This is a genomic window from Brevundimonas sp. DW-iso22 (assembly GCF_058725425.1).
On record NZ_JBZXEB010000004.1, the window covers coordinates 395,797 to 408,794 of the forward strand.

The window sequence follows — 12,998 nt, forward strand, 5'->3', positions numbered from 1 at the left end:
GGCCGAAGATGCCCAAACGCACAGACATCAAATCCATCCTGATTATCGGTGCCGGTCCGATCGTGATCGGTCAGGCCTGCGAGTTCGACTATTCCGGTGTTCAGGCGTGCAAAGCGCTGAAGGCCGAGGGGTACCGGGTGATCCTGGTCAACTCCAATCCCGCCACCATCATGACCGACCCGGAGGTGGCCGACGCCACCTATATCGAGCCGATCACGCCGGAGTTCGTCGAGCAGATCATCGCCAAAGAGCGTCCCGATGCCCTGCTGCCGACCATGGGCGGCCAGACGGCGCTGAACACGGCCCTGGCGCTGGAAGCATCCGGCGCGCTGAAGAAATACGGCGTCGAGATGATCGGGGCCAAGGCCGAGGTCATCGACAAGGCCGAGGACCGCCAGAAATTCCGCGACGCCATGGACAAGCTGGGTCTGGAATCGCCCAAGTCCAAGGCGGCCCATTCGATGGAAGAGGCGCTGGAGGGGCTGGAGTTCGTCGGCCTGCCCGCCATCGTACGCCCGTCGTTCACCCTGGCCGGGACCGGCGGCGGCATCGCCTATAACCGCGAGGAGTTCGAGGAGATCGTCCTGCGCGGGCTGGACCTGTCGCCGACGACCGAGGTGCTGATCGAGGAATCGGTGCTGGGCTGGAAGGAATACGAGATGGAGGTCGTCCGCGACACGGCGGACAACTGCATCATCATCTGCTCCATCGAAAACATCGATCCGATGGGGGTCCACACCGGCGACAGCATCACCGTCGCCCCCGCCCTGACGCTGACGGATAAAGAATACCAGCGGATGCGGACCGGCTCGATCAACGTCCTGCGCGAGATCGGGGTCGAGACCGGCGGATCGAACGTCCAGTGGGCGATCAACCCGGCGGACGGCCGGATGGTGGTGATCGAGATGAACCCGCGGGTGTCCCGGTCCTCGGCCCTGGCCTCCAAGGCCACCGGCTTCCCGATCGCCAAGGTCGCCGCGCGTCTGGCGGTGGGCTACACGCTGGACGAACTGACCAACGACATCACCCAGGTCACGCCGGCCTCGTTCGAGCCGAGCATCGACTATGTCGTGACCAAGATCCCCCGCTTCGCCTTCGAGAAGTATCCCGGCGCTGAGGCGACCCTGTCGACCTCGATGAAGTCGGTGGGTGAGGTCATGGCCATCGGCCGGACCTTCCAGGAGAGCATGCAGAAGGCGCTGCGCGGCCTGGAAACCGGGCTGAACGGTTTCGACGAAATCGAGATTGAGGGCACCGACGGATCGGGCGACGAGGGCTCTATCCGGGCCGCCGTCGTGCGCGCCCTGGGCCAGCCGACGCCGGACCGTATCCTGGTCATCGCCCAGGCGTTTCGCCACGGCCTGACAGTCGAGGAGGTCAACGCCGCCTGTTCCTATGAACCGTGGTTCTTACGCCAGATCGCCGACATCGTGCGAACCGAGGGCCATGTCCGCGTCACGGGCTTGCCCGTCGAGGCCACCGAATTCCGCAAGCTGAAGTCCAAGGGTTTCTCCGACGCCCGTCTGGCCCAGTTGACGGGCCTGAGCGAAGCCGCCGTGCGCAAGGCCCGCCGCGCCCTGAACGTGCGCCCCGTCTTCAAGCGCATCGACACCTGCGCCGCCGAGTTCGCCAGCGCCACCGCCTACATGTATTCGACCTATGAGACCGGGGCGCTGGGCCAGGTTCCAGCCTGCGAATCCGCGCCGACCGAGGCCAGGAAGGCCATCATCCTGGGCGGGGGACCGAACCGCATCGGGCAAGGGATCGAGTTCGACTACTGCTGCTGCCACGCGGCCTTTGCCTTCGCCGACATCGGCGTCGAAAGCATCATGGTCAACTGCAACCCCGAGACGGTCTCGACCGACTACGACACCTCCGACCGCCTGTATTTCGAGCCCCTGACGGCCGAGGACGTGCTGGAACTGATCGACGTCGAGCGGTCCAAGGGCGACCTGATCGGCGTGGTCGTCCAGTTCGGCGGTCAGACGCCGCTGAAGCTGGCGCATGCGTTGCAGGAGGATGGCGTGCCGATCCTGGGCACGTCGGTGGACTCCATCGACCTGGCCGAGGACCGCGAGCGCTTCCAGAAAATGCTGAACGACATCGGCCTGATCCAGCCGCCCAACGGTCTGGCCCGCAGCGCCGAGGAAGCCGCCCAGAAGGCGGAAGAGGTCGGCTATCCCGTCGTCCTGCGCCCGTCCTATGTGCTTGGCGGACGCGGCATGATGATCGTCCACGACCGCGAACAGCTGGACCGCTATGTCGGCGAGGCCATGCGGGTCTCGGGCGACGACCCCGTCCTGATCGACCATTATCTGAACCGCGCCACCGAGGTCGATGTCGACGCCCTGTGCGACGACGAGACGGTGTTCGTGGCCGGTGTGCTGGAACATATCGAAGAGGCCGGGGTGCACTCGGGCGACAGCGCCTGTTCCATGCCGCCCTGGTCGCTGTCGGCAGAGATCGTGACCGAGCTGAAGCGTCAGACCGAGGCCATGGCCAGGGCGCTGAAAGTGCGCGGCCTGATGAATGTGCAGTTCGCCATCGAGGAGCCGCACAGCGACAATCCGCGCATCTTCGTGCTGGAGGTCAATCCGCGCGCGTCCCGCACCGCCCCCTTCGTGGCCAAGACCATCGGCCAGCCCATCGCCGCCATAGCGGCCAAGGTCATGGCCGGGGTGCCCCTGAAATCCTTCGGCCTGGCGGACAAGCCGTACGACCATATCGCGGTCAAGGAGGCGGTCTTCCCGTTCGCCCGCTTCGCCGGGGTCGACACCATCCTGGGCCCGGAAATGCGTTCGACCGGCGAGGTCATGGGTCTGGACTGGAAGCGCGACAGCGAGGCTGACATGGCCCCCGCATTCGCCCGTGCCTTTGCAAAGAGCCAGATCGGGGGCGGCACCACCCTGCCCGTCTCCGGCTGCGCCTTCATCTCGGTCAAGGACGAGGACAAGCCCTTCATCGTTGACGCCGCCAGGACCCTGTTGGCCGAAGGCTTCACCCTGATGGCGACCGGCGGCACCCACAGCTATCTGGTCGAACAGGGCCTGGCCGTGACCCATGTGAAGAAGGTGCTGGAAGGCCGACCCCACATCGTGGATGCGATGAAGAACGGCGAGGTCCAGCTGGTCTTCAACACCACCTCGGGCAAGCAGTCGCTGCAAGACAGCTTCAGCCTTCGCCGCACCGCCCTGATGATGAAGATCCCCTACTATACGACGACCGCAGGGGCCCAGGCCGCCGCCCAGGCCATCGGTGCGATCAAGGCGGGTGACCTGGATGTGCGGCCGATCCAGGATTACGGCTGACATACGGCACCAGTCTGCCGGTCGGCCTCACCCTGTCTTGTCTCGTCGCCCTTGGCGGTGCGTGACTGACGTGCGCAGCGTCGGATAGCCGAACCGTCCACCCGACACCGGTGGTACAGGCGGACAATGGCTATTCGCGCGCCCTGTCCCCGATTTCATCTGCATGAATGAAACCTGACCCGGCGCGTTCAGATCGCGCTCAGCCCCGGAATGGTTTTCTCCGATCAACGCCGCCACCCCGGACGGCGCAAACATCAAGGAGAAGACCGATGATGAAGAAGGCTCTCATTCCCGCACTGGCTCTTGTGGCCGCTTCCGTCGCGGTCCCCGCAGCGGCGCAATCCTATGGCTACGGCCCGGCACGCGGTCATGGTTATGTGCAGGTTCAGCACCACGGCGGCTGGCAGCAGATCGCCCAGCGCAAATACAATCTGGACCGCCGTATCGATCAGGGCGAGCGCAACCGCTCGCTGAGCCGCCGCGAGGCCATTCGCCTGCGCAGCGAGCTGAATGCCCTGGTCAATCTGGAGCGCACCTATCTGCGCGGTGGCCTGACCATCCGCGAGCGGGCCGATCTGGACCGTCGCTACGACCGTCTGTCGGCGCAGGTCCGCGCCGAACGCCGCGACCGCGACAACCGCCGCTACTAAACCCTGAGCCATTCCACAGGCGTTCGAGGGGCGCGATCCGAAAGGGTCGCGCCCCTTTCTCTATGCGCCAAAGGTGACCACCGTGCGCACGGCCTGCCCGTCCGCCAGCCGGTCGAAGGCGGCGTTGATGTCGTCCAGCGCGACGCGGCCCGTCATCAGCCGGTCGACCGGCAACCGTCCCTCGCGGAACAGGGCGACAAAGCGGGGGATGTCGCGGGCAGGCACACAGGTGCCGATATAGCTGCCCTTCAGCGTCCGCTCCTCGGCCACCAGCGACACCACATTGACCGCCAGGGCCGCATCGGGCGGCGGCAGGCCGGCGGTCACGGTCGTGCCACCCCGCCGCGTCATTCGCCAGGCGCTGTCCAGCGCCCGCACCGACCCGGCCATCTCGAACACATAGTCCGCCCCGCCATGGGTCAGGGCCCGAACCTGCTCCACCGCATCCGCATCGGCGGCATTCACCGTCTGCACCGCGCCCAGACTGCGGGCCAGGGCAAGCTTGTCCTCCGACAGATCGACCGCCACGACCGGCGACGCACCGCTGGCCAGAGCCCCCAGAACGCTGGCCAGGCCCACGCCGCCCAGGCCGACGACCACCGCTGACTGCCCGGCCCTCACCCCCGCCGTATTCACCACCGCCCCGACACCGGTCAGCACCGCACAGCCGAACAGGGCCGCCTGCTCAAACGGCAGGGCCGGGTCGATCTTCACCAGCGACCGGCGTGACACCACCGCATGCTCGGCGAAGGCGGAGCAACCCAGGTGATGATGGATACTCTCGGCCGGGATATCCGCCCGATCCATCGTATCCATGGCGGAGTGTCCATGGATGTGCAGCCGCCGTCCGCCACCCAGCAGCTCGCCCTTGCCGTTCGCGGCCGCCCCCGGTTCGCACAGGGCCGGGCGGCCCTCGGCGCAAGGGTTACAGTGGCCGCAGGAGGGCATGAAGACCATGACCACATGATCGCCGATGGCCAGGTCGGTCACGCCGTCGCCCAGGGCCTCGACCACCCCCGCCGCCTCGTGCCCCAGGGCCATGGGCAGGGGGCGAGGCCGGTCGCCGTTGATCACGCTGAGGTCCGAATGGCACAGGCCCGCGGCCTTGATGGCGACCAGCACCTCGTCCCGGCCCGGCGGGTCCAGGATCACCGTCTCGATGCTCAGCGGACGGCTGTCGGCGTAGGGGCGGGTCGCCCCGACGGTGCGAAGAATGGCGGCGCGGGTCATCATGTCGTGAACGCTAGGCGCTTGACGCCGCGTCCGCCAAGCCCGAGCGTTCAATTCAGGCGTGCGCAGACACGCTGGGGAACATTCCCATCAAACAAACCGCGCTCAAGCAGCGAGGCTCCGCGAGCCGAGCGTTAGCGCACCAAAATGGAGCGAAGCGTGACGGGTACCATCGAACGGACGAAACGCGGCGACTATCAGCGGTTCCAGGCCATATCCACCCGCTGGATGGACAATGACATCTACGGCCACGTCAACAATGTCGTCTATTATTCGTGGTTCGACACGGCGGTGAACCGTCTGCTGGTCGTCAACGGCCTGCTGGACATTCACGGCGGCAAGACCATCGGTCTGGTGGCCGAAACCGGTTGCCGGTACTTTTCGCCGACAGCCTTCCCGGACGAAATCCAGGCCGGAGTTCGCGTGGCCCATCTGGGCGACAGCTCGGTCCGCTACGAAATCGGCCTGTTCCGGAATAATGAGGAAGACGCTGCGGCCGTCGGCTATTTCGTTCACGTCTATGTTGACCGCGAGACCAAGCGGCCCGTGTCGGTCGACGCAAAGATGCGGGGCTTTCTGGAAGGAATGAAGATCTGAGGCCGCGGCCTCAGTCGTCCAACTGGCCCGTCAGGAACAGGATACCCACGGCCGTCAGGGCCCCCAGCGCAAAGGCCCCCAGGATCGACCCGGCCGCCACGGCGGCGGGGACGGTCACGGGACGGGCTTCGTACCATTCGACGATGTCGGGCCCGTGCTCGTTGAAATCGTCGTCGGCATAGAGCTTGGAATTGTAGATGACGTCTTCGGCGGTCATGTCGTTTCCCTTGGCCCCTGCTGATGCGGTCTCAACCGCCTTGTACGTGGATAATACCATCAAACCGTTACGGTTCCTGTATCGTGACAGGCTTCGCATCATCCGCTAGATGCGCGCAACCGGGCACCGCGTCGTGATCGGCGCGACACTGCCGCAAACAGACAGACTACCCGCGCTCAAGCAGCGAGCCTCCGCGAGGCGAGCGTTAGCGCCCCTAAAAAGAGACTCTTCATGGCCGGCCATTCCAAGTTCAAGAACATCATGCACCGCAAGGGCCGCGCCGATTCGGTACGCTCCAAGCTGTTCTCGAAACTGTCGCGCGACATCACCGTGGCGGCCAAGTCGGGCATGCCCGATCCGGCCCTGAACCCGCGCCTGCGCCTGGCCGTCAACAACGCCAAGGCCGAGAGCCTGCCCAAGGACGTGATCCAGCGCGCGATCAACAAGGCCTCGGGCGGCGACGTCGATACGATGGAGGAAATTCGCTACGAAGGTCGTGGCCCCGGTGGCGTCGGCATCATCGTCGAGGCCCTGACCGACAACCGCAACCGCGCCGCCTCCAACATCGGCACCGCCTTCAAGAAGAATGGCGGAGCCCTGGGCGAGATGAACTCCGTCGCCTTCATGTGGGACAAGGTCGGCAAGATTACCTATGCCGCCGAGGCCGGGTCCGAGGACGCCGTCATGGAGGCCGCCATCGAGGCCGGGGCCCAGGACGTCGAGAGCGACCTGGTGAAGCCCGACATCTACGAGGACGCGCCCGGCCACACCATCTGGACCGCCTTCGAGGACCTGAATGACGTGGCCGAAGCCATGTCCAAGATCCTGGGTGACCCCAAGTCCACCGCCATCGTCTGGAAGCCGCAGTCCGAGGTTCAGGTCACCGGCGAAGCCGTCGCCACCCTGATGAAGCTGCTCGACGCCCTGGACGCCGAGGACGACGTGCAGAACGTCTTCTCGAACGAGGACATCTCCGACGAGGACCTGGCGAAATACGCGGGCTGAGGCTTGCGAGTCGTTAGCGCGGAACCGGTGAGGGCGGCGGCGATTAACCGGCTTCAAGCCTTGCCGGAGCTGACCTTATGGATATCACCCAACTGATCCTCGACGACCACGCGGAGCAGCGGCGGCTGTTCGGCATCATCGAGCAGATCGATCCGAAGGATACCGATGCCCTCACGGCCGTGTGGGGGCGGCTGTCGGCGTTTCTGGATGTGCATGCCGAGGCCGAAGAGCGGTTCTTCTATCCGCAGCTGATGAAGATCGGCGAAGGGGCCAATGACGCCGAGGACGGCACGGTCGCGGGCGAGACCGAGGACGCCATCGAGGACCACAACAAACTGCGCGACGCGGTCAAGGCCGTCGAGGGCCACGAGGTCGGCTCGCCCGGCTGGTTCGAGGCGGTGGGTGCGGCCAATGTCGTCAATTCCAAGCATATGGGCGAGGAAGAACGTCAGGGTCTGACCGACTTCCGCCTGAATGCCGATCTGGAAATGCGGCATGACCTGGCCGTCAAGTTCGCCGCCTTCGAGGCCGAGCACATCACCGGGGTCAAGCCGGTGAACAAGGACCCGGACGCCTACGTCGACAAGCATGGCTGAGCCTGTTTGAAAGCCTGTCCCTCTTGCCTATGGCCGAAGGTCGGTCAGGATAGGCCATCAGGGCAATGTGCCGGGGGCCAGCGTTGACACACCACGACTATCAGCCGCTGAACGCTAGCAGCCCTGCAATCCCCGACCGCCGAACCGTCGTGACAGCCGCAGCCAGCGGCCTGGCTCTGCTCCTCGTCGCTACTGTCAGTGCCGTCTATCTGTCAGTGGCTTATCGCGAGGCCGCGCCCTACAGGGCCGAACAGGTTCGTGCGGCGCAGGAACGCCGGATCGCGGCCGATCTGGCTGCCGCAGAGCGCGAGCGGCAGCTGACAGCACCCGTGCCGGGCCAGACCGTCGATGTCTCCGTTCCCGACGTCGGTCGCGAACAGATCGGCCAGCCCTCCCGTGCGACGCCGGGCCCTGACCGTTCCTCGCGCTGGATGCCGCTCGAGTGGGTCGTCCCGCCCCGTTACAGCGTACGCCCGGATCAGCTTCGCGGCGACTTCGAGCGTGTGTCGTCGCGGCTGACCTGTGTTGCGGGCCCCGATGGGCGGCTGAGCCAATGCCGAGGTGTCGACACCCCGGCGGGTTCGGGCCTGTCAGCCCTTCTGGCCCCGCAGCTGGCTCAGGCCCGGGTGGTGCCCAGCCGCGTCGATGGCCAGGCCGTATCCACCACGATCAGCCTGACGGTGTCATTCGAGATTGAACGGCGCGAGGTGCCGCGTCCGGCCGCGCCGTCCGTCGAACTGCCGTCTTCACGAAACACACCCTTCCTGCCGAACAATGAGCCGTTGGCGTCAGAATCGATACTGCCGTCCATCATTCCCGAAATACCTCCGGCGACGGCGGTGCCGCCAGCGGACCCGGCGACACCGGCCAACTGATCGGAGCGCGATCATCGCTTTTGTTCCGCGCACGGAACCTCGCAATCACCCCTTCCGTTCGCTTCAAATGGACTGGACCGACCTGCCCGCCTTCACCCTGCCCCTGCTTGCTGCCGTCGTGGCGGGAGGGCTGATCGGGTTCGAGCGGGAATGGCGAGGCCGGGCGGCGGGCTTTCGCACCCACATCCTGGTCTGCCTGGGCTCGGCCCTGCTGATGGAGGCGGCGGTCATGCAGGGGATGTGGCGGTTCGCCCCCCTGCCTGGAACGGATATCGTCAGCGATCCGACCCGGATGGCGCACGGCGTCCTGACCGGCATCGGCTTCCTGTGCGCGGGCGTGATCTTTCGCAGCGGCTTTTCGATCCACGGCCTGACCACAGCGGCATCCCTGTGGGTGACGGCGGCGATCGGCCTGCTGTTCGGGGCGGGGCTGTACGGCCTGGGTACGGTAGGGACTTTGCTGACGGCGATTATCCTGATTGGCCTCAGACTTGTCAGCGGACGGCTGCCACAGACGGCAGTGGTCGATGCCCACGTCGCCTGGAGAAGAGAGACGCCGCAGGTCGAGGCGGCGGTCAATCAGGCCTTGGGAAATCTCAACCGCGTGGCCCGCTCGGACCACCACGAACTTCTGGACGATGGCCAGACCGTGCGCTGGGGCTTTCGCCTGACCAAGGCGACACCAGAAGCCATCCATGCCTTCGCCGAGCGGCTGAGAGCCATCGACGGGGTTACTGGCTACGATCTGGATCCCCGCGACGACTAGAACTGAGCCGCAGTCATTGTTCGCTAACCGTCTTTGCGGCATGAACGGAACGAATGACGAACGCGCTGATTCAGAATGGAACGCGAATCCTGGGCCTGGACCCCGGCCTGCGCCGCACCGGCTGGGGCGTGGTGGTGGCCGAGGGGTCGCGGCTGCGCTGGGTTGCGCACGGGGTGGTCGCCCCGCCCGAGACCGCGCCGTTCAGCGAGCGGCTGCTATTCCTCCTGGAAGCCGTGTCCGAAATCTGCGTCGCCCATGCCTGCGATGAAGCGGCGATCGAGGAGGTGTTCGTCAACGTGAACCCGTCCTCCACGCTGAAACTGGGGCACGCTCGCGCCGCGGTCATGCTGGCCCCTGCCCGCTGCGGCCTGTCGGTCGCGGAATATTCGCCCAATCTGATCAAGAAGGCCGTGGTCGGGGCGGGTCATGCCGACAAGAGCCAGATCGCCTTCATGATCAAGCGCCTGCTGCCTGCCGCCGGTGATGTGAAGGCCGACGCCGCCGACGCCCTGGCCGTCGCCATCACCCATGCCCAGTTGCGCAAGCGGGCCTTGCTCATTCCTCCCCCATCGGGGGTCGACGCCGGCGGGGCGGAGCCACGGCAAGGAGCGGACCATGCGAAGCATGGTGGAGGGGGCACACGGCAAACTGCGGCGCTTGGGGCCAACCCCCTCCACCGCTTCGCGGTCCCCCTCCCCCGTCGGGGGAGGATTGCGTCATGATCGGGCGCATCCGGGGCATGCTCGCCGAGGTGGAGCAGGATCACTGCCTGATCGACTGCGCCGGCGTCGGCTATGTCGTGGCGTGCGGAGCGCGCACCCTGCAGCGCCTGCCCGCTCCCGGCGACGAGGCGATTTTGCACATCGAACACGTCTGGAACGCCGAGAGCGGCCCGCGCCTGTACGGCTTCCTGACCCGCGACGAACGCCGCGCCTTCACCACCCTGACCGGCATCCAGGGCGTGGGGCCCAAGGCGGCCCTGTCGGTGCTGGACGTCCTGCCGCCCGGAGAGCTGGCCGGGGCCGTCGCGAGAGAAGACAAGGCGGCGGTGGCCCGTGCCAATGGCGTCGGCCCCAAACTGGCCCTGCGCATCGTCACCGAACTGAAGGGCAAGCCGCTGGGCGAGGTCAGCTTCACACCGAGCGCGCCGGGTATGCATGCCGAGGCAGTGGTTCCCGTGCCCAGCGTGACCGGCGAGGCGGTGTCCGCGCTGCTGGGTCTGGGCGTCGCCGAGATCAATGCCCGCCGCGCCGTCGATCAGGCCCTGATCCGGCTGGGTGAGGAGACCGAACTGTCCGCCGTCATCCGCGCGGCCTTGCAGGAGCTGGGCCGGTGACCGACGACCGCATCATCTCCCCCGAGTCCGCCCCCGGCGAGGCCTATGACCGCGCCTTGCGGCCCCAGACCCTGTCCGAGTTCGTCGGTCAGGAGCAGGCCAAGGGCAATTTGAAGGTCTTCATCGACGCCGCGCGCGGGCGTTCCGAGGCCCTGGACCACGTCCTGCTGTTCGGGCCTCCGGGCCTGGGCAAGACCACCCTGGCCCAGATTGTGGCGCGTGAACTGGGCGTCGGATTTCGCGCCACCTCTGGCCCCATCCTGGCCAAGGCGGGAGATCTGGCGGCGATCCTGACCAATCTGGAACCGCGCGACGTCCTGTTCATCGACGAGATCCACCGCCTGGCCCCGACGGTGGAGGAAATCCTCTATCCCGCCATGGAGGACCATGTGCTGGACCTGATCATCGGCGAAGGCCCGTCGGCGCGGTCGGTGCGGATCGACCTGGCCCCCTTCACCCTGGTGGGGGCGACGACGCGGGCTGGTTTGCTGGCCACGCCCCTGCGCGACCGCTTCGGCATCCCCCTGCGGCTGGAGTTCTACACGCCCGACGAGCTGGTCCGGGTCATCACCGGCGCGGCCCGCAAGATGGGAGCCCCCATCGACGAGGAAGGCGCGCGCGAGATTGCATCGCGTGCCCGCGGCACCCCGCGCGTGGCCGGACGGCTGCTGCGCCGCGTCCGCGACTTCGCCACGGCCGAGGGGGCGGCGGTCATCTCGAAACTGGTCGCCGCCCGCGCCCTGTCACGTCTGGAGATCGACGAGGTCGGACTGGACGCCAACGACCGCCGCTTCCTCAAGGCCCTGATCGAGAACTATGGCGGTGGCCCCGTCGGCATGGACACCCTGGCCGCCGCCATCGCAGAAGCCCGCGACGCCGTGGAGGATGTGATCGAGCCCTACCTGCTGCAGCAGGGCTTTATACAGCGCACCCCTCGCGGCCGCATGGCCTGCGCCAAGGCCTATGCCCATCTGGGCCTGACCGAACCGCCGGCACCACCGAAGGCGCCCGATCTGTTTGGTGGCAAGTAGGCCAAGAGACGGCTTCACCTTCAGGCCGAACCCCGGCATGCTTGGCCGCATGGTGCGTCGGGTCATCAGAACGGATCGACTGATCGTGGTGCTGGGCGTCGCGGTCGTCGTGCTGGGCGGACTGGCGGCCTGGCTGTTCGTGCAGAACGGCGCCCTGACCCCTCAGGAGCCGGATCGTCAGGCGAGGGCCCTGAGCCAGCTGCGCGAGCATCTGGGGCGCACGGCAGAGCTGCGTTACACCGAACAGGGGGCCGGTCTGGCCCTGTGCGGCTATGCCGGACGGCGCGGCGAGCCCGAGGTGGTGGCCTTTGTCTCCCGGCCCCAGCGCATCCTTCTGGACAACGACCCGCTGCCCAAGGAGTTCGCGGCCATGGTGCGCGCCGACTGCCCCGGCTTCATGGAACGCCGTCCCGCTCCCAGGCCGACGCCATGATCGACGCCCTCGCCGACATTCCTACCGCCGGGCGCTTCGAGGGCCGCGAGCATCGCCTGCCCGTCCGCGTCTATTACGAGGACACCGACTTCACCGGCCTGGTCTATCACGCCAACTATGTGCGGTATTTCGAGCGGGGCCGGTCCGACGCCCTGCGGATGATGGGCATCGGCCACGCCGAACTGCTGGACGGCGACCGGCCCCTGGCCTTCGTCGTGTCCAAGATGGGTCTGACGTTCCATAAGCCCGCTCGCATCGACGACGCCCTGATCGTGCGGACCCACTACGATGCTGTGAAGGGCCCCCGCCTGCTGATCAACCAGACCGTCACGCGCGGCGACGAGGTGCTGTGCAGGGCCGAGGTCGAGGTCGTCTGCATCCATATGGACGGTCGCCCGCGTCGTCCGACGCAAGCCCTGAAAGACAAGGTCGGCCCCTGGCTGGCCACCCCTCACGCCCTGACCGAACCGGAGACCTGACTTGGCCCAGACGACCCCCACCATGACCGAGCGCCAGGGCTGGACCATACTGATCACCATCGGCCTGCTGGTCGTGCTGCTGTTCGGCGGCGGCCTGGTCGGCTGTCCTTATTACAAGGTCTGGGAGCGCAAGATGGCCGGGCAGGCCGAGCTTCAGTATCAGCAGGGGGCCCGCCAGGCCCTGATCGCCCAGGCCGCCGCCGAGGACGAGGCGGCGATCAAGCGGGCGGAGGCGGCGACCCGCCGGGTGCGCGGCTGGGCCGACGCGGCCAAGCGCGGCTGTCAGGATCTGGGCCGCGCAAACGACGTGGCCTGCGAGGACCAGTTGCTGCGCGACGCCGCCACCTATTCTATCGCCAAGGAAGGCCATGAGGGCGTGATCATCAGCGTGGGTGCGCCCGTGTCGGTGGCGGTGCAGCCCAACGCCCCGTCCGCCGCGCGCTCCGAATGATCGGCCGCTCACGCAACCGTCAGA

At 66.8% G+C, this 12,998-nt stretch carries 14 protein-coding genes and 1 pseudogene; 13 read left to right on the plus strand and 2 right to left on the minus strand.

Translation table 11 applies throughout. The annotated features are described in order from the left end of the window. Positions 1–8 precede the first annotated feature (8 nt). A complete protein-coding gene (carB, locus tag AC4PRM_RS08280; protein ID WP_492039497.1) occupies positions 9–3,308 on the plus strand; it encodes a carbamoyl-phosphate synthase large subunit in 3,300 nt (1,099 codons plus the stop codon). A gap of 272 nt (positions 3,309–3,580) precedes the next feature. Next, positions 3,581–3,958 carry a hypothetical protein gene (locus AC4PRM_RS08285; protein ID WP_492039543.1) on the plus strand — a complete coding sequence of 126 codons (378 nt, stop codon included), beginning with the start codon at positions 3,581–3,583 and terminating at the stop codon, positions 3,956–3,958. Between the two features lie 60 nt (positions 3,959–4,018). Here AC4PRM_RS08285 and AC4PRM_RS08290 read toward each other — a convergent pair whose 3' ends face one another. Beyond that, positions 4,019–5,191 carry a zinc-dependent alcohol dehydrogenase family protein gene (locus tag AC4PRM_RS08290; RefSeq protein WP_492039498.1) on the minus strand — a complete coding sequence of 391 codons (1,173 nt, stop codon included), beginning with the start codon at positions 5,189–5,191 and terminating at the stop codon, positions 4,019–4,021. A 156-nt stretch (positions 5,192–5,347) separates the two neighbouring features. On the opposite strand from AC4PRM_RS08290, the gene AC4PRM_RS08295 reads away from it, so the two are divergent. Further along, complete coding sequence (locus AC4PRM_RS08295) at positions 5,348–5,785, plus strand: acyl-CoA thioesterase (protein WP_492039499.1); 438 nt, start codon at positions 5,348–5,350, stop codon at positions 5,783–5,785. 10 nt (positions 5,786–5,795) lie between these two features. Here AC4PRM_RS08295 and AC4PRM_RS08300 read toward each other — a convergent pair whose 3' ends face one another. Next, positions 5,796–6,002 carry a hypothetical protein gene (locus tag AC4PRM_RS08300; RefSeq protein ID WP_373258266.1) on the minus strand — a complete coding sequence of 69 codons (207 nt, stop codon included), beginning with the start codon at positions 6,000–6,002 and terminating at the stop codon, positions 5,796–5,798. Positions 6,003–6,233: 231 nt separating this feature from the next. On the opposite strand from AC4PRM_RS08300, the gene AC4PRM_RS08305 reads away from it, so the two are divergent. The 10 genes and pseudogenes from AC4PRM_RS08305 to AC4PRM_RS08350 all read left to right on the plus strand — a co-directional run bounded on the left by AC4PRM_RS08305 (position 6,234) and on the right by AC4PRM_RS08350 (position 12,974). After that, the gene (locus AC4PRM_RS08305; protein WP_373258267.1) at positions 6,234–7,007 is read left to right on the plus strand and encodes a YebC/PmpR family DNA-binding transcriptional regulator; all 774 of its coding nucleotides are present in this window, start codon (positions 6,234–6,236) and stop codon (positions 7,005–7,007) included. Positions 7,008–7,084: 77 nt separating this feature from the next. Continuing rightward, positions 7,085–7,603 (plus strand): hemerythrin domain-containing protein, encoded by a 519-nt coding sequence (locus tag AC4PRM_RS08310; RefSeq protein ID WP_492039500.1) that lies wholly within the window; start codon positions 7,085–7,087, stop codon positions 7,601–7,603. A 149-nt stretch (positions 7,604–7,752) separates the two neighbouring features. Continuing rightward, a complete protein-coding gene (locus AC4PRM_RS08315) occupies positions 7,753–8,478 on the plus strand; it encodes a hypothetical protein (RefSeq protein ID WP_492039501.1) in 726 nt (241 codons plus the stop codon). 67 nt (positions 8,479–8,545) lie between these two features. Next, positions 8,546–9,244, plus strand: a complete 699-nt coding sequence (locus tag AC4PRM_RS08320; RefSeq protein ID WP_492039502.1) for an MgtC/SapB family protein — start codon at positions 8,546–8,548, stop codon at positions 9,242–9,244. A gap of 53 nt (positions 9,245–9,297) precedes the next feature. Beyond that, positions 9,298–9,798, plus strand: a pseudogene (gene ruvC, locus AC4PRM_RS08325) (crossover junction endodeoxyribonuclease RuvC); the annotation flags it as partial. Between the two features lie 164 nt (positions 9,799–9,962). Next, the gene (gene ruvA / locus AC4PRM_RS08330; protein WP_492039503.1) at positions 9,963–10,580 is read left to right on the plus strand and encodes a Holliday junction branch migration protein RuvA; all 618 of its coding nucleotides are present in this window, start codon (positions 9,963–9,965) and stop codon (positions 10,578–10,580) included. Continuing rightward, positions 10,577–11,611 (plus strand): Holliday junction branch migration DNA helicase RuvB, encoded by a 1,035-nt coding sequence (ruvB, locus tag AC4PRM_RS08335; protein ID WP_487922468.1) that lies wholly within the window; start codon positions 10,577–10,579, stop codon positions 11,609–11,611. Before ruvA ends, ruvB begins: the two co-directional genes overlap by 4 nt. Before the next feature lie 37 nt (positions 11,612–11,648). Further along, positions 11,649–12,044, plus strand: a complete 396-nt coding sequence (locus tag AC4PRM_RS08340) for a hypothetical protein (protein WP_492039504.1) — start codon at positions 11,649–11,651, stop codon at positions 12,042–12,044. After that, a complete protein-coding gene (gene ybgC / locus AC4PRM_RS08345; RefSeq protein WP_373258275.1) occupies positions 12,041–12,523 on the plus strand; it encodes a tol-pal system-associated acyl-CoA thioesterase in 483 nt (160 codons plus the stop codon). The genes AC4PRM_RS08340 and ybgC overlap by 4 nt, the downstream gene beginning before the upstream one ends. Position 12,524: 1 nt before the next feature. Beyond that, entirely contained in the window at positions 12,525–12,974 is a 450-nt protein-coding gene (locus AC4PRM_RS08350) for a hypothetical protein (RefSeq protein ID WP_487922466.1), read from the plus strand. Positions 12,975–12,998 lie beyond the last annotated feature (24 nt).

Coding starts and splice junctions, on each gene's coding strand:
- AC4PRM_RS08300 (WP_373258266.1), bottom strand. CDS start 6,002: ATGACCGCCGAAGACGTCATCTACAATTCCAAGCTCTATGCCGACGAC.
- AC4PRM_RS08290 (WP_492039498.1), bottom strand. CDS start 5,191: ATGATGACCCGCGCCGCCATTCTTCGCACCGTCGGGGCGACCCGCCCC.
- AC4PRM_RS08305 (WP_373258267.1), top strand. CDS start 6,234: ATGGCCGGCCATTCCAAGTTCAAGAACATCATGCACCGCAAGGGCCGC.
- AC4PRM_RS08310 (WP_492039500.1), top strand. CDS start 7,085: ATGGATATCACCCAACTGATCCTCGACGACCACGCGGAGCAGCGGCGG.
- ruvA (WP_492039503.1), top strand. CDS start 9,963: ATGATCGGGCGCATCCGGGGCATGCTCGCCGAGGTGGAGCAGGATCAC.
- ybgC (WP_373258275.1), top strand. CDS start 12,041: ATGATCGACGCCCTCGCCGACATTCCTACCGCCGGGCGCTTCGAGGGC.
- carB (WP_492039497.1), top strand. CDS start 9: ATGCCCAAACGCACAGACATCAAATCCATCCTGATTATCGGTGCCGGT.
- AC4PRM_RS08285 (WP_492039543.1), top strand. CDS start 3,581: ATGAAGAAGGCTCTCATTCCCGCACTGGCTCTTGTGGCCGCTTCCGTC.
- AC4PRM_RS08320 (WP_492039502.1), top strand. CDS start 8,546: ATGGACTGGACCGACCTGCCCGCCTTCACCCTGCCCCTGCTTGCTGCC.
- AC4PRM_RS08340 (WP_492039504.1), top strand. CDS start 11,649: ATGCTTGGCCGCATGGTGCGTCGGGTCATCAGAACGGATCGACTGATC.